General features: G+C 62.5%; 15 protein-coding genes. 2 read left to right on the forward strand and 13 right to left on the reverse strand.

All coding sequences use genetic code 11. The annotated features are described in order from the left end of the window. Positions 1–5: 5 nt before the first annotated feature. Positions 6–1,388 (reverse strand): oxygen-independent coproporphyrinogen III oxidase, encoded by a 1,383-nt coding sequence (gene hemN, locus KYG_RS17045; RefSeq protein ID WP_008906180.1) that lies wholly within the window; start codon positions 1,386–1,388, stop codon positions 6–8. Positions 1,389–1,573: 185 nt separating this feature from the next. On the opposite strand from hemN, the gene fnr reads away from it, so the two are divergent. Next, the gene (gene fnr, locus KYG_RS17050) at positions 1,574–2,296 is read left to right on the forward strand and encodes a fumarate/nitrate reduction transcriptional regulator Fnr (protein ID WP_008906181.1); all 723 of its coding nucleotides are present in this window, start codon (positions 1,574–1,576) and stop codon (positions 2,294–2,296) included. Between the two features lie 40 nt (positions 2,297–2,336). Here the strand turns inward: fnr and KYG_RS17055 are convergent, their stop codons facing one another. The 9 genes from KYG_RS17055 to KYG_RS17095 form a co-directional block, all read right to left on the reverse strand. Further along, the gene (locus tag KYG_RS17055; RefSeq protein ID WP_034695093.1) at positions 2,337–2,630 is read right to left on the reverse strand and encodes a hypothetical protein; all 294 of its coding nucleotides are present in this window, start codon (positions 2,628–2,630) and stop codon (positions 2,337–2,339) included. A 56-nt stretch (positions 2,631–2,686) separates the two neighbouring features. After that, on the reverse strand, positions 2,687–2,968 hold the full coding sequence (locus KYG_RS17060; RefSeq protein WP_008906183.1) for a FixH family protein: 282 nt from the start codon (positions 2,966–2,968) through the stop codon (positions 2,687–2,689). 61 nt (positions 2,969–3,029) lie between these two features. Then, positions 3,030–4,475 (reverse strand): cytochrome c oxidase accessory protein CcoG, encoded by a 1,446-nt coding sequence (ccoG, locus tag KYG_RS17065; RefSeq protein WP_008906184.1) that lies wholly within the window; start codon positions 4,473–4,475, stop codon positions 3,030–3,032. Between the two features lie 79 nt (positions 4,476–4,554). Then, complete coding sequence (gene ccoP, locus KYG_RS17070) at positions 4,555–5,472, reverse strand: cytochrome-c oxidase, cbb3-type subunit III (protein WP_008906185.1); 918 nt, start codon at positions 5,470–5,472, stop codon at positions 4,555–4,557. Between the two features lie 24 nt (positions 5,473–5,496). Then, entirely contained in the window at positions 5,497–5,634 is a 138-nt protein-coding gene (locus KYG_RS17075; RefSeq protein WP_008906186.1) for a CcoQ/FixQ family Cbb3-type cytochrome c oxidase assembly chaperone, read from the reverse strand. Positions 5,635–5,645: 11 nt separating this feature from the next. Further along, entirely contained in the window at positions 5,646–6,278 is a 633-nt protein-coding gene (ccoO, locus tag KYG_RS17080; RefSeq protein WP_008906187.1) for a cytochrome-c oxidase, cbb3-type subunit II, read from the reverse strand. Between the two features lie 20 nt (positions 6,279–6,298). Further along, positions 6,299–7,738 (reverse strand): cytochrome-c oxidase, cbb3-type subunit I, encoded by a 1,440-nt coding sequence (gene ccoN, locus KYG_RS17085; RefSeq protein WP_008906188.1) that lies wholly within the window; start codon positions 7,736–7,738, stop codon positions 6,299–6,301. Between the two features lie 64 nt (positions 7,739–7,802). Further along, on the reverse strand, positions 7,803–7,940 hold the full coding sequence (ccoS, locus tag KYG_RS17090) for a cbb3-type cytochrome oxidase assembly protein CcoS (protein ID WP_008906189.1): 138 nt from the start codon (positions 7,938–7,940) through the stop codon (positions 7,803–7,805). Further along, complete coding sequence (locus tag KYG_RS17095) at positions 7,940–10,381, reverse strand: cation-translocating P-type ATPase (protein WP_034695096.1); 2,442 nt, start codon at positions 10,379–10,381, stop codon at positions 7,940–7,942. The genes ccoS and KYG_RS17095 overlap by 1 nt, the downstream gene beginning before the upstream one ends. Before the next feature lie 102 nt (positions 10,382–10,483). Here KYG_RS17095 and KYG_RS17100 point away from each other — a divergent pair, with 102 nt between their 5' ends. Beyond that, positions 10,484–10,927: a universal stress protein gene (locus KYG_RS17100; protein WP_008906191.1), complete on the forward strand. Its 444-nt coding sequence runs from the start codon at positions 10,484–10,486 to the stop codon at positions 10,925–10,927. 138 nt (positions 10,928–11,065) lie between these two features. Here the strand turns inward: KYG_RS17100 and KYG_RS17105 are convergent, their stop codons facing one another. From KYG_RS17105 to KYG_RS17115, 3 genes are all read right to left on the reverse strand, one after another. Next, the gene (locus KYG_RS17105) at positions 11,066–12,640 is read right to left on the reverse strand and encodes a malonyl-CoA synthase (protein ID WP_008906192.1); all 1,575 of its coding nucleotides are present in this window, start codon (positions 12,638–12,640) and stop codon (positions 11,066–11,068) included. Between the two features lie 62 nt (positions 12,641–12,702). Further along, entirely contained in the window at positions 12,703–13,506 is an 804-nt protein-coding gene (locus tag KYG_RS17110; RefSeq protein ID WP_008906193.1) for an enoyl-CoA hydratase/isomerase family protein, read from the reverse strand. A 141-nt stretch (positions 13,507–13,647) separates the two neighbouring features. Further along, on the reverse strand, positions 13,648–14,643 hold the full coding sequence (locus KYG_RS17115; RefSeq protein ID WP_008906194.1) for a tripartite tricarboxylate transporter substrate binding protein: 996 nt from the start codon (positions 14,641–14,643) through the stop codon (positions 13,648–13,650). Positions 14,644–14,650 lie beyond the last annotated feature (7 nt).

The raw sequence follows: 14,650 nt of genomic DNA on the forward strand, positions 1-14,650 counted from the left end.
ATCGTTCAGATAATGCGGGAAAACCGTGCCCGATTGCGATCTGCCTGGAGATAGCGGTCGAAGACCATCGCAATTCCACGCACAAAGAACCACCCCATCGCCGTGACTTCAATCCCGTCAGGCCGCAGGACGACAAGTCCTTGCTCTGCCATGGCTTCCAATTGCACCAGTTCGCTCGAAAAATATTGCCTAAAGTCAATCAACCAGGCCTGCTCCATCGGTTCGAACAACAGCTCACCCTGGCACATCAACGCCATGATGACGGCACGGCGAACAAGATCGTCCCGTGTCAGCGCCAACCCGCGCACCACAGGCAACCGCCCCTGGTCGAGCAGGTCGTAATATTCCTCCAAGGTTTTCGCGTTCTGGCTGTAGGTCGCCCCCACACGGCCAATCGCTGAAACGCCCAGGCCAATCAGGTCGCAGTCCGGCTGGGTGCTGTAACCCTGGAAGTTGCGATGCAGCCGCCCCTGCCGTTTTGCCACTGCCAGCGCGTCTTCAGGCAACGCAAAATGGTCCATGCCCACATACACATAGCCCGCGCCCATGAAGGCGTCCAGGGAACGGGAAAGCATCGAGACTTTCCCCGCCGCAGTGGGCAGCTCGACCGACGCGATGCGACGCTGTGGCTTGAAACGTTCGGGCAGATGTGCATACGCATACAGTGCGATGCGGTCCGGCCGTAGTTGGGCGACCTGGGCCAGGGTACGATCAAAGGACTCTGGGGTCTGGCGGGGAAGTCCGTAGATCAGATCCACATTGATGGATTCAAAACCCAGTGACCGCGCAGACTCCACCAGCGAGAACACCTGCTCTGCGGGCTGAATGCGATGGACTGCTTTCTGAACCTCCGGATCGAAGTCCTGCACACCAAAACTCAAGCGGTTAAAACCCAGCTCCGCCAGCACCGCAAGGCGGTCCGCATTGACCGTGCGCGGATCCACCTCGATCGAATACTCTCCGCCTGGCGCGAGCGTGAAGCTTCGCTTGAGCATCGCCATCAACTCACGCAGCCCATCATCCGTCAGGAAAGTAGGCGTGCCCCCCCCCAGGTGCAACTGGCTCACGACCTGGCCCAGCCCGCAGTGGGCAGTGTGCAGGTCGATCTCGCGACTGAGGTACCGGAGATAGACCTCCGCGCGGTCATGGTGTTTGGTAATGATCTTGTTGCAGGCGCAGTAGTAACATAGCGACTCGCAAAACGGGATGTGCACATACAGTGACAGCGGCAAGGCCTTCGCCATCGAGCCCAGGCGCCGTTGCTCCAGTGCAAGCGCATAGTCATCCTTCCCGAAGGCCTCGACGAATCGGTCGGCAGTGGGGTAAGAGGTATAACGAGGACCCGGCACATCAAAGCGGCGCAACAGGTCGGGTGTGACAACGGTCATGGGAGATTTCCTTGCGTACACTGCAACTGTGCATTACGCTGAGGCCATTGTCCTTGACCTGCGTCAAGCGAAGAACGGACCCCTTCGACGACAATTTGATGCAAGTCAGTCGCCCAACCGTACGCCACAGTGCCGCTGCGGTGGCATATTGAGCCTTTGCTCACATCCAACCTGTTCCTGTGCTTATGAATCCGCTCACCATCAAAGTCGCCTGCTCCAACTGCAATCTGCGTGAGTTGTGCATGCCAGTTGGCCTGAACGACGAGCAACTTCAGCGTATTGATGAAATTGTTGCGGTGCGTAGGAAGATCAAGCGCGGAGGCACGCTTTTTCGCAACGGCGAGTCTTTTACCTCCTTGTATGCGATCCGCACCGGTTTCTTCAAGACCTGCGTCGCTACGGAAGACGGCCGCGACCAAGTGACGGGTTTTCAGATGGCTGGCGAAATCATCGGCCTCGATGGCATCGTGAATGACCACCATACGTGTGACGCGGTGGCTTTGGAAGACGCAGAAGTATGTGTCATGCCGTTTGACCGCATCGAAGAACTGTCGCGTGAAGTCAATGCGCTGCAGCACCATGTGCACAAGATCATGAGCCGCGAGATCGTGCGCGAGCACGGCGTGATGCTGTTGCTGGGCAGCATGCGTGCTGAAGAACGCCTCGCAGCTTTTCTGCTGAACCTGGTTCAGCGTTTGCATGCGCGAGGTTTTTCACAATCCGAACTCGTGCTGCGCATGACCCGGGAGGAAATCGGCAGCTATCTCGGCCTGAAGCTCGAGACGGTGAGCCGAACTTTTTCAAAGTTCGTGGAAGAAGGCATTGTGGAGGTCAAACAGCGCCATGTCCGCATTCTCGAAACCGATGCACTCAAGCGCATCGTGAACAACCAACCCGCCTGCCACTGATCCGCCAACACTGCGCTGCCATCGGCAACCTGCAAGCCCTTCAGGAGCAGGAAGTCGTCTTGCGGCAATCATCGGGGCGCTCCCCCTCCGGCACAGGGCAACGGTTGAGCTCGAAGGGTGACATGGCCAGCAGTGTGGTCAGCGCACTGGACGCCATCGTGATCGCCCAGAACGCAAAAAAGGCCAGCGTGTAGACCCCCTGCCGTGACAGCGCGAGCGGTTGCCCAAACCAATGCAGATCTTGCGGGTCCACCATGGCAAAGACCAGCATCTCCAGCACACCAGCCATCAGAAACGCTGGCCACGCAATCCACATCAACCGTTGGGTCCACATCGTTTTGTCTCCGGGTAAGCCCTTGCAAGCCATGAGCCGCAGGGGCCCGTTGTGTATCAGCGCGGCTGGTCTTGCGCTGGCGTAGCCGCATGGTTGCGGCCCTTCATCGCGGGTGCGAGGCTCTTCTCGGGTTCCGCAAGGTTCTTGTTGATTTCGATGCCCTGGCGATAGTAGTCCTCGGCCACCACGGGATCAGGCCGTGAAATCGCCAGCCACAACGTCACAAATCCCGCGACGATCACGATGAGCGGTCCGGCAATAATCAGCCAGACATGGCCGAACTTCCACCACGGTTCTGGGACGGAAGGCTCAGCACTGAGTGCAGAACTGGTTGGCATGGTGTTAACTCCTGAAAAATAGTCGGCTGAGAGCACACAGTGCCATCACAAAACAATCATCCTAGCGCGGGACCAGAAACACCGATTTCTCGGTCACATGGCTCGCAGTACCCAAGGCCTGAACGTCGAACTGAACCGCATGGGAACCCGCTGGCGCTGACCCGTAAGGAATCTGCAGCCTGACGGCCACCCACCTGGATTCAGCAGCTCCAATCTCCACCTCCGCATCCGAAGCGACCACCAACCCCTCAAGGCCGCGTGCGTCAATGCGGTAGCGTTGCGGGCCTTCTGTGGCGTTCATGATCTGCAGGCGGTAGATGTTCTCCAGCTTGCCCCCGGCCACAATGCGCGACAGGGCGGCACGGTCTCGCACTACATCCACCTTCAGTGGCGTGCGAGTGACCAGGCTGGCCATCATGCCCACGCACAGCGCGACGAGCACGGTGCTGTAGATCAAAACGCGCGGACGCAGGACGCGGCGCAACATCTGGGACTGGCTCCAACGCTGGGCGACGCCATTTTGTGTGGAAAAACGGATCAACCCTCTCGGGTAGTGCATTTTGTCCATCACCGTGTTGCATGCATCCACACACAGGCCGCAGCCGATGCACTCATACTGCAGACCTTTGCGGATATCGATGCCCACGGGGCAAACCTGCACACACAGGGTGCAGTCGATGCAGTCACCCAGGCCCTTGGCCTTGTAGTCGATCGTCTTGTTGCGGGGGCCGCGTGGCTCACCGCGTTCGACGTCGTAACTCACGATCAGGGTGTCCTTGTCGAACATCGCGCTCTGGAAACGGGCATAGGGGCACATGTATTTGCACACTTGCTCACGCATGTACCCTGCGTTGCCATAGGTGGCAAAGCCGTAGAACAGCACCCAGAAGATCTGCCAGCTGCCCTGGAACGCCAGCAACTCTGCGCCAAGCTCGCGAATCGGCACAAAGTAGCCCACAAACGTGAACCCGGTCCACAACGCCACCGAGACCCAGACCACCTGCTTGAAAAACTTCTTGCGGATTTTTTCAAAGGTCCAGGGGCCGTTGTCCAGGCGCAGACGCGCGCTGCGGTCACCCTCAATCTTGTGCTCGATCCACATGAACATTTCGGTGTAGACCGTCTGCGGACATGCAAACCCGCACCACAAGCGCCCCGCCACTGCCGTAAAAAGGAACAGCGACAGCGCGGAGATGATCAGCAGACCCGTGAGGTAGATGAAGTCCTGCGGGTACAGAACCAGCCCGAAGATGTAAAACCGCCGCGCGCCCAGGTCAAACAGGACCATCTGGCGCTGACCCCATTCAAGCCACGGCAGACCGTAAAAGATCAGCTGCGTGAGGAACACCATGCCCCAGCGCCAGCGCGCAAACAGACCGCTGATCGAGCGTGGATAGATCTTCTTCTGCGCTTCGTACAGTGACACGATCTCCACCTGCGATGAGGCATCGGAGGCAACCGGGTTGATCGGGATGACCTTGCGAGCAGGCTCGCTGGGTGGCTTCATGGTGGTGTCGATCCGTGTGCCCCGGGGTCGTCAACCCCAGGGCGTTTGGCAGCAATGACTGAAAATGGCGGCGATGGACTTAACGTGCAGCCGCCTGGTTGCCGTTGGACAGGCCCCAGACGTAGGCAGACAACACGCCGATTTGTGCTTCTGTCAGCTTGTCGGCCTGCGGTGGCATTTCGTTGACCTTGCCATTGTTGACGATGGCCGTGATGGCGGCCTCGCCCCAGCCGTGCAACCAGATGTCGTCAGTCAGGTTGGGCGCTCCCAAGGCCTGATTGCCCTTGCCATCCATGCCATGGCACGCAGCGCACGCCGTGAACTTGGTTTTGCCCAGAGACGCGCGCAGCGAGTCGTGCGGACTGCCGGACAGGCTCAGAACATAGTGCGAGAGATTGCGCACGTCTTCCGACGAGCCCACCGCTGCAGCCATGGGAGGCATGTTCCCCACACGGCCCTTCTCGATGGTCTCGCGGATCTTTTCCGGTGCACCCCCATGCAGCCAGTCGCCGTCGGCCAGATTGGGAAAGCCCTTGCTGCCACGCGCGTCGGAGCCATGGCACTGCGCGCAGTTGTTCATGAACAGCCGCTCGCCAATGGCCTGGGCCTGCGGGTCTTTGGCAACGTCTTCAGGCTTGATCGACGCAAAGCGGGCGTACAGGGGCTCCAGCTCCGCCTTGGCCTTGGCCATCTCGGCCTCATATTCGCCCTTCTGGGTCCAGTTGAGCTTGCCCGAGAAGCTGCCCAGACCGGGATAGGCGGCAAGGTAAGCCAGGCCAAAGACAATGGTGATAACGAACAGCCACACCCACCAGCGCGGCAGGGGATTGTTCATCTCGACCAGGTCCTCGTCCCAGACGTGCCCGGTGGTGTTGTCGGAGGTAGCAGCGACCTTTTTGCGCCCAGCCATCCAGAGCAGGATGCCGCAGGCAATGATGCCGACCAGGGTCAGCGTGGTCACAAAGACCGACCAGAAATTGCTGGTGAAGTCACTCATGGGGTGTTCTCGTTCTGATGAAGGTCAATCTTGCTCAAAGGGCACCCGCGCGGCCTCGTCAAACCGGGCCTTGTTGCGACCACGGTAGGCCCAGACCCAGATGCCGATGAAGCAGGCCAGCGATGCCAGCGTGGCGACGATGCGCATGGTGGTGATGTCCATCGCTATCTCCTTTACTTGAGCGCGCGGCCCATGACCTGCAGGTACGCGATCAGGGCATCCATCTCGGTTTTGCCCTTGACATCGGCAGCCGATGCGGCGATTTGCTCATCGGTATACGGCACGCCAATCGTGCGCAGCGCTTTCATGCGCGGAGCAACGCTGGCCGGGTCCACGGCACTCTTCTCCAGCCAGGGGTAGGCGGGCATGTTGGACTCTGGCACCACGTCACGCGGATTATTCAGGTGGATGCGATGCCACTCGTCGCTGTACTTGCCCCCCACGCGGTGAAGATCGGGGCCCGTGCGCTTGCTGCCCCACTGAAAGGGGTGGTCGTACACGAACTCGCCCGCTACCGAGTAGTGGCCATACCGCAGCGTCTCGGCGCGGAACGGGCGGATCATCTGCGAGTGGCAGTTGTAGCAACCCTCGCGGATGTAGATGTCGCGGCCCACCAGCTGCATCGAGCTGTAGGGCTCCACTCCCTTGACGGCTTCGGTCGTGGACTTCTGGAAGAACAGGGGCACGATTTCGACCAGGCCACCAATGGCAATCACCACCAGGATCAGCACGATCATCAGGAAGTTGTTGGTTTCCACCTTTTCGTGGGTGAAGCCGGTCGAAGCAGACGTTTTGTTATCGGACATAAGTTATCTCTCCTTCGCGTTCAGGCGTGGGCAGCGTTCACAGCCGGAATGGCCACCTTGACCGAACGGCCCGATATCGCTGTCACCCATACGTTCCAGGCCATGATGATCATGCCGCCCAGGTACAGCAGGCCGCCAGCCACACGGATCACGTAGAAGGGATACGTGGCTTTCACGCTTTCGACAAAGGTGTAGGTCAGCGTGCCGTCGGGGTTGATGGCGCGCCACATGAGACCTTGCATCACACCGGCGATCCACATGGCGGCGATGTACAGCACGATGCCGATGGTGGCCATCCAGAAGTGCAGTTCAATGGCCTTGATGGAGTGCATCTTGTCCTTGCCGAAAAGGCGGGGAATCAGGTAGTACAGCGATCCCATGGTGATCAGGCCGACCCAGCCCAGGGCACCCGAGTGCACGTGGCCCACGGTCCAGTCGGTGTAGTGGCTCAGGGCGTTGACGGTTTTGATGGACATCATCGGCCCCTCGAAGGTGGACATGCCGTAGAACGACAGCGACACGATCAAAAAGCGCAGGATGGGGTCGTCACGCAGCTTGTGCCAGGCGCCCGACAGAGTCATCAGTCCGTTGATCATCCCGCCCCAGCTCGGGGCCAGCAGAATCAGCGAGAACACCATGCCCACGGACTGCGTCCAGTCAGGCAGCGCCGTGTAGTGCAGGTGGTGGGGGCCCGCCCACATGTAGGTGAAGATCAGCGCCCAGAAGTGCACGATGGACAGGCGGTAGCTGTACACCGGGCGGCCTGCCTGCTTGGGGATGAAGTAGTACATCATCCCGAGGAAGCCCGCGGTCAGCAGAAAGCCCACGGCGTTGTGGCCGTACCACCACTGGACCATGGCGTCCTGCACACCCGCATAGGCCGAATAGCTCTTCATGAAGCTGGCCGGGATGGCCGCGCTGTTGACGATGTGCAGCAGCGCGATGGCCAGGATGTAAGCACCAAAGAACCAGTTGGCCACGTAGATGTGCTTGACCTTGCGCATGCCGATGGTGCCGAAGAACACGATGGCGTAGGCGACCCAGACCACGGTGATCAACAGATCGACGGGCCATTCCAGCTCAGCGTATTCCTTGCCTTGGGTGTAGCCCAGCGGCAGGCTGATGGCAGCCGCCACGATGACCAGCTGCCAGCCCCAGAAGGTGAACGCCGCCAGCGGCCCGGCAAACAACCGCACCTGGCAGGTGCGCTGCACCACGTAGTAGCTGGTGGCAAACAGCGCGCAGCCGCCAAACGCGAAAATCACCGCATTGGTGTGCAGGGGGCGCAAGCGCCCGTAGCTGAGCCAGGGAATGCCGAAATTGAGTTCAGGCCAGGCAAGCTGGGCGGCGATGATGACGCCCACCAGCATGCCAACCACACCCCACACCACGGCCATGATCGAGAACTGTCGCACCACCGTATCGTTGTAGTGCGCAGTATTTGTTTTTGGAAGATCCATCGGGCACCTCTTTGTATAGCAATAAGAGTTTGTTGTATTCAGCTTTTTTGGGCATTGACACAAGTCAACCGTCTCGGAGAATCCGCTCCCCCTCCTGCTCGACGCTTTCGAACTGCCCGTGGTACACGGCCCACCACAGCCCCGCCAGAATCATCAGCACCAGAACGACCGACAGCGGAATCAGCAGATAAAGAATGTCCATCAGGCGGCCTCCAGCCGTGGCTTTGCGATATCGATGGGAATGGTGCCTTCCAGGCGCTGGTTGGCCAGTTCCGACGACGGCAGTGCAGGAAGATCCCGCGCCAGGCGCGCGGCGTTGAGCACCACCAGCAGCGAACTGAGCGCCATGCCCAGCCCGGCCAGCCAGGCGGGCATCCAGCCCACCACGGCCAGCGGAACGCACAGCGCGTTATAGCCCGCCGCCCACCAGAGGTTCTGGCGCACAACGCGCAATGTGCGCCGTGCCAGCAATACGGTCTGCGGCACCAGCGCAAGGCTGTCGCCCAGCACCACAAAGTCGGCCTGGGACTGCGCCAACGGCACCGCGCGGCCAAAAGCGAACGACACATGCGCACCCGCCAGCACCGGGCCATCGTTGAGGCCGTCGCCTACCATGGCCACATGGCGGCCAGCAGCCTGCAATGCCTGCAGTGCATCCAGCTTGCCCTGCGGGGTGCATTCGCCGGTGGCCTGGGCGATGCCCGATTGGGTTGCCACCCGCTGCACCGCACCCATGCGGTCGCCCGATAGCAATTGCACCGACGCTCCCGCTTGCTCCAACGCGGCCACCACGGCGGGGGCTTCGGTGCGCAAGTCCTCCATCAGGTCAAACCGGGCCAGCTCCAGCACCCTGCCGTCGGCCAGATGCTCCGACAGCACCACCTGCAGCGCCGGGTTGGCATCACTGGGCGCAACGCCCGCGTGGCGCGCAGAACCGAGATGAACCCTGCGCGCCGCCTCTCGTGGTTCATGAACATTGCGTACCTGCGCCACCAGGCCCAGCCCCGCTGCCTCGTGCAGGTCTGTCACGGCCCAGGGGCCATCGCCCTCGCCTGCCGCAGCGGCCAGCGCACGTGATGCCGGGTGCATCGAATGGCGGGCCAGGCTGGCGGCAAGGCCCAGGGCATCGTGTGCGCTCCAGCCGCTGGCCGTGTGCACGGCCTGCAGCGCCATGCCGTCGCGCGTGAGCGTGCCGGTCTTGTCAAACACCACGGTGTCTACATGGGCCAGCGCCTCCAGCCCCTGCAGATTGCGCACCAGAACGCCGTGGCGCGCCAGCGTGCCGGCGGCCGTGAGCATGGCGACCGGCGTGGCCAGCGAGAGCGCACACGGGCAGGTGACGATCAGCACCGCCACCGCCACCATGAGCGCATGGCCCGGGTCGGATGGCCACCAGTACACGGCCGACAGCGCCGCCGCCACCAGCACGGCGATCAGGAAGGGCCGCGCAATGCGGTCCGCCAATTGCGCCAGCCTGGGCTTTTGCAGCGACGCGCTTTCCATCAGCGCCACGATCTGCGCGAAGCGGGTCTGCCCGCCCGTGCCCTCCACCAGCACCTCCACCGGCGCCCGCAGGTTGTAGCTGCCTGCCGTGACCACACTGCCCACGGGGCGGGCCACGGGTGTGGATTCACCCGTCAGCAGCGATTCGTCGGCATGGGTGCTGCCCAGCGTGATGCGGCCATCGGCCGGAAACGCCTCACCCGGCAGCACGCGAATGGTGTCGCCCGCCACCAGGCGCCGCGTGGCCACGCGCACAAAGCTGCCATCGGGCGCACGCCGCTCCACGCTGTCGGGCAGGCGGTTCATCACGGCCTCCAGCGCGCCGGCCGTGCGGTCGCGCAGGCGCAGTTCCAGCCAGCGACCCGTGAGCAGGAAGAAGACAAACATCGTCAGCGAGTCGTAGTACACCTCCTTGCCGAAGATGCCTGCGGGGTCAAACGTGCCCGCCGTGCTGACCACAAAGGTGATGGCCATGCCCAGCGCCACAGGCAGGTCCATGCTGACGCGGCGCAGGCGGATGTCGCGCAGCGCGCTGGAAAAAAATGGCCCGCACGAGAACACCACCATGGGCAGCGTGATGACCCACGAGGCCCAGCGCAGCAGTTGCTCCATCTCGCCCGTCAGATCCCCGGGCTGCGCCACATACGCGGGCCACGCGTACATCATGACCTGCATCATGCAAAAGCCGGCCACCAGCCAGCGCCACAGGGCGCGGCGGTTCTCGCGCTGGCGCTGCTCGCGGGCAAAGGCATCCATGGCGGGCATGGCGCGATAACCGGCCTTGTGCACAGCGCCTATCCACTGCGAAGGCTGCACCTCTGAGGGCTGCCACACCACCCGCGCACGGCGCGTGGCCGCGCTCACGTCGGCCTGCAGCACGCCGGGCACGCTGCGCAGGGCATCTTCAATGGTGAGCGCGCAGGCTGCGCAGTGCATCCCTTCCAGCACGACCTGGGAATCCCAGGTGCAGGCACGGGGGTCGGCGCCAGCACCACTGGCGGCGGGCACGGGGCGGCCAAAGGCCGACCACTCCTGGGGATCGTCGAGAAGAACGGCCTGCGCGGGCGACGCTGCTGGCGGTGGTGTACCAAGCGGATGCGCCGGAGATAAATCCGGTGATCCGGGTTGAAACGTTGACATGGTTCAAGCCTATCGTTGGAACATGACAGGTACATTGACCTGCATCAAGTCCCGGAACATGATTCATCCTAAGCTTGTTCCATCACTTTGAGGAGATCTTTCATGTACAAACGCATCCTGATCGCAACAGACGGCTCCCCCCTCTCGGACAAGGCCGTCGAACACGGGCTGTCGCTCGCAGCCCTCACGGGTGCCACCGTGGTGGCCCTCAAGGTGGTGCCCCGCTATCCGCGCAGCTACTTTGAAGGTGGCATGCCGGTGGATGCCAACGATGTGAAGCGCATCGAGACCCAGTGGGGCAATGCAGCGCAAGCGATGGTCGATGGTGTGAAAGCCCAGGGCAGCGCCCAGGGTGTGACGGTCAAAGCCATCGTCGCCAAGTCCGACCTGGTGGCAGAAGCCGTCATCTCGGCCGCGAAAAAGCACAAGTGCGACATGATCGTGATGGCGTCGCACGGGCGCAAAGGCATCAAGCGCCTGCTGCTGGGCAGCGAAACGCAGCACGTGCTCACCCACTCGCACATTCCGGTGCTGGTACTGCGCTGATGCTTCGGCGGCCGAAATTTGAATAAAATTGGCCTCTAGCGCTTGCTGAATAAGCGCCAGCAGCTATCAAATAAGAAGCAATTTAGAAATATCAATGGGGCCGTGGGCCCCATTGTTGTTTGCCGGGCATCCCGCCCCTTATGCAAACAAACCCTTGTACTGATCACGCAGCAGGTTTTTCTGCACCTTGCCCATGGTGTTGCGGGGGAGCTCGGGCACCACAAAGCACTTCTTGGGAATCTTGAAGTTGGCCAGTTGCGACTTGAGCTGCGCCACGATGGAGTCCGGGTTGATCTGTGCTCCTGGTTTGGCGATCACCACCGCCACGCCCACCTCGCCAAAGTCCGGGTGGGGCACGCCGACCAGCGCGCTCTCGGCCACGCCGCGCATCTCGTTGATGTAGCCCTCGATCTCGGCCGGGTAGACGTTGTAGCCGCCGCTGATGATGAGATCCTTGCTGCGGCCCACGATGCTGACGTAGTCGCGCTCGTCCACCTTGCCCACATCGCCGGTCTTGAACCAGCCGTCAGCGGTGAACTCTTCGGCCGTCTTCTCGGGCATGCGCCAGTAGCCCTTGAACACGTTGGGGCCCTTGACCTGGATGTTGCCGATCTCGCCCACGGGCAGGGGTTTGCCCGCGTCGTCCACCACACGCAGGCCCACGCCGGGCAGCGGAAAGCCCACGGTGGCGCCCCGTCGCTCGGTCTGGCCTGCATGGCGCGCGTCGGCGGCGTAGGGGTTGGACGTGAGCATGATGGTCTCGCTCATGCCATAGCGCTCCAGAATAGTGTGGCCGGTGCGCTGCTGCCATTCATTGAAGGTTTCGATCAAGAGCGGTGCGGAGCCTGCAATGAACAGGCGCATGTTGCGGGCGGCCTCCTTGTTCAGCCCTGCCTCGGCCAGCAGGCGCACGTACAGCGTGGGCACCCCCATGAAGACGGTGGCACGCGGCATGGCAGCCAGCACGGCCTTGGGGTCGAACTTGGCCATCCAGATCATCTTGCTGCCGTTGATGAGCGCGCCATGGATGGCCACAAACAGGCCATGCACGTGGAAGATAGGCAGCGCGTGGATCAGCACATCCCCACGGCCATCAGGCCCTCCGGTAGCCGTCCAGCCCCAGTAGTCCTTGAGCACCTGGGCGTTCGACAGCAGGTTGCCATGCGTAAGCATCGCGCCCTTGCTGCGGCCCGTGGTTCCGCTGGTGTACAGGATGGCGGCCAGGTCATCCGCCTTGCGCGGCACGGGCGTGTGGGCGTCGCCATGGTGCGCGGCGCGCTCCAGCAGGCTGCCGGTGCGGTCGTCGCCCAGCGTGAAGACATGCGGGGTGCCCAGCGTGAAGGCGATTTTGGACACCCAGCCGAAGTTGCCGGGGCTGCAAACCACCACCGCAGGCTCGGCATTGCCGATGAAGTATTCGATCTCGGCGCTCTGGTACGCCGTGTTGAGCGGCAAAAACACATAGCCCGCGCGCAAGGTGGCCAGGTACAGCAGCATGGCTTCGACCGACTTTTCCACCTGCACGGCCACGCGGCTGCCTTCGGGCAGCTTCAGTGATGCGAGCAGGTTGGCGATGCGCGCACTGGCGTGGTCCAGGTCGGCCCAGGTGTAGAGCAGCGGGGCGCCATCGGGCGCTGTGGCCTCGACGGCGGTGCTGTTCAGGTCGGCGGGAAAGGCTGCGCGCAGTGCGCTGAAAAGATTGTGTTGGCTCATGGCAGTGGGCGGTTTGAGGGGTTCATTCAGATCATCAGATCAACAACGGCAGGCGGCGCCCGTCAAAACAGGGGGGCGCGCTTTTCCAGGAACGCGGTGATGCCCTCGCGGTGCTCTGCACTGTCCGCGTAGGCATAGGGGTCAGGCAATTCATTTACTATGTTTTTTATAGCATTAGGCGCATTACCATCAAGCGCTGAAGGCATTTTTAATGCCCGAAGTGTTTGCTTGTTCATGCGTGCCGCCTGGGGAGCCAGTGCGGCAATGCGCTGGGCACTGCCCTGCGCTTCCGCAGGCACCAGGTCGTCCGCCACAACGCGGCTCAGAAAGCCGCGCGCCAGCATCTCGGCGGCGTTGAACGTGGCGGCCTCCAGCAGCATCTGCCGCGCCGTGACATCGCCCACAGCCCCTGCCACCAGTTGCGCCTCTCGCGGGGCCATGGGAAAGCCGAGCCTGGCGATGGGGGCACCAAAGCGTGCCGACGTGCCCGCGATGCGGATGTCGCAGCAGCTGGCAATCTCCACGCCCGCGCCCATGCAGGCACCGCTGACCTGCGCCACGATGGGTACATCGCACAACAGCATGGCGTTCAGGGCGCCCCAGACATCGTTCTCATGGAAGTCGCGCAGGGCAGCGGCGTCAAACCGGAAGCCGGGGTATTCCGAAATATCGCCACCCGCACAGAACGCCCCGCCCTCGCCCGCAATGAGCACACAGCGCACGTCGCTGCGCGGCTGGAGGCCTTCAAACACCGCACGCAGCTGCCGCCACATCGAGCGCGACATGGCGTTCAGCCGCCCGGCGTGGCGCAGGGTGACACGCACCACACCGCCCTCACCCGCATCCATCAACACTTCACCCGACATATTCGTTGCCCATCACGATTGCAAAGTCCCCTGCCCGCAACAACTGGGGCTGCGCCATCGCCAGTGCCACCGTGGAACTGGCTTTGCCAGGCCACGGGTGGCGTCCCCCTTCAGGGGGAAGGCGCGAAGCGACTCAGGGGGTTAATCAAGTTTTGCGCCAGAGGCCTTCACCACTGCCGCCCAGCGCTTGACTTCGCTGCTGACCATGCCTGCAAACTGCTGCTGGGTCATCCCGCCGTATTCGGCGCCGTTGTTGGCCCAGATGGTCCTGAGCTCCTCGGCGGTGCCGAGCTTGCGGATTTCTTCCACGATGCGCGCCTGCACGTCGGCCGGCGTGCCCTTGGGCGCCCACAGGCCGTACCAGGTGGTGACGGTGTAGTCGGGCAGGCCCACCTCGGCAGCGCAAGGCACATCCGGGAATGCCGGGTTGCGCTTGGGCCCCGACACCATCAGCGCCTTGATGCGGCCGCCCTTGATGTGCGAGGCCGATGAGCCCAGACCATCAAACATCATGTCCACCTGCCCGCCGATCAGATCCTGCAGCGCAGGGCCCGCGCCCCGGTAGGGGATGTGGGTGATGAAGGTGCCCGTCTGCTGCTTGAACAGCTCGCCCGCAAGATGGTGCGACGTGCCCGCACCGGCCGAGCCGTAGTTGAGCTTGGCGGGGTTGCGCTTGACGTACTCCATGAACTGCTGGAAGTTGCTGACCGGCACGTTCTTGGGGTTGACCACCACCACCTGGGGCACATTGGCCAGCAGGTACAGCGGGATGAAGTCTTTCTCAATGTCGTAGTCGAGCTTGGGGTACATCGAGGGGGCGATCGCATGGTGCACGGCCCCCATGAACAGGGTGTAGCCGTCCGGTGCGGCCTTGGCGGCGTAGCTGGCACCCACGGTGCCCCCCGCACCCCCGCGGTTGTCGATCACCAGTGTCTTGCCGGTCGCCTTGGAAAACTGCGCCGCCAGCGGGCGGGCAAACGCGTCGGTGCCGCCCCCGGCCGGGAAAGGCACCACCAGGTTCACCGGTTTGGTGGGCCAGCCCGCACCCTGCGCCCAGCCGGAGCCGCTGGCCAGGCCCAGGCCTGCCGCCGCTGCACCCAGCAACACCTCTCTGCGTTGGATTCGCACGTTCTTCATCTCTTGT

The organism is Acidovorax sp. NO-1, from assembly GCF_000238595.1.
In the GTDB taxonomy this organism is placed as follows: Bacteria; Pseudomonadota; Gammaproteobacteria; order Burkholderiales; family Burkholderiaceae_C; genus Acidovorax.

Excerpts from the sequence above, each read along its gene's own strand:
- hemN (WP_008906180.1), bottom strand. The coding sequence starts at position 1,388 with ATGACCGTTGTCACACCCGACCTGTTGCGCCGCTTTGATGTGCCGGGT.
- fnr (WP_008906181.1), top strand. The coding sequence starts at position 1,574 with ATGAATCCGCTCACCATCAAAGTCGCCTGCTCCAACTGCAATCTGCGT.
- KYG_RS17055 (WP_034695093.1), bottom strand. The coding sequence starts at position 2,630 with ATGTGGACCCAACGGTTGATGTGGATTGCGTGGCCAGCGTTTCTGATG.
- KYG_RS17060 (WP_008906183.1), bottom strand. The coding sequence starts at position 2,968 with ATGCCAACCAGTTCTGCACTCAGTGCTGAGCCTTCCGTCCCAGAACCG.
- ccoG (WP_008906184.1), bottom strand. The coding sequence starts at position 4,475 with ATGAAGCCACCCAGCGAGCCTGCTCGCAAGGTCATCCCGATCAACCCG.
- ccoP (WP_008906185.1), bottom strand. The coding sequence starts at position 5,472 with ATGAGTGACTTCACCAGCAATTTCTGGTCGGTCTTTGTGACCACGCTG.
- KYG_RS17075 (WP_008906186.1), bottom strand. The coding sequence starts at position 5,634 with ATGGACATCACCACCATGCGCATCGTCGCCACGCTGGCATCGCTGGCC.
- ccoO (WP_008906187.1), bottom strand. The coding sequence starts at position 6,278 with ATGTCCGATAACAAAACGTCTGCTTCGACCGGCTTCACCCACGAAAAG.
- ccoN (WP_008906188.1), bottom strand. The coding sequence starts at position 7,738 with ATGGATCTTCCAAAAACAAATACTGCGCACTACAACGATACGGTGGTG.
- ccoS (WP_008906189.1), bottom strand. The coding sequence starts at position 7,940 with ATGGACATTCTTTATCTGCTGATTCCGCTGTCGGTCGTTCTGGTGCTG.
- KYG_RS17095 (WP_034695096.1), bottom strand. The coding sequence starts at position 10,381 with ATGTCAACGTTTCAACCCGGATCACCGGATTTATCTCCGGCGCATCCG.
- KYG_RS17100 (WP_008906191.1), top strand. The coding sequence starts at position 10,484 with ATGTACAAACGCATCCTGATCGCAACAGACGGCTCCCCCCTCTCGGAC.
- KYG_RS17105 (WP_008906192.1), bottom strand. The coding sequence starts at position 12,640 with ATGAGCCAACACAATCTTTTCAGCGCACTGCGCGCAGCCTTTCCCGCC.
- KYG_RS17110 (WP_008906193.1), bottom strand. The coding sequence starts at position 13,506 with ATGTCGGGTGAAGTGTTGATGGATGCGGGTGAGGGCGGTGTGGTGCGT.
- KYG_RS17115 (WP_008906194.1), bottom strand. The coding sequence starts at position 14,643 with ATGAAGAACGTGCGAATCCAACGCAGAGAGGTGTTGCTGGGTGCAGCG.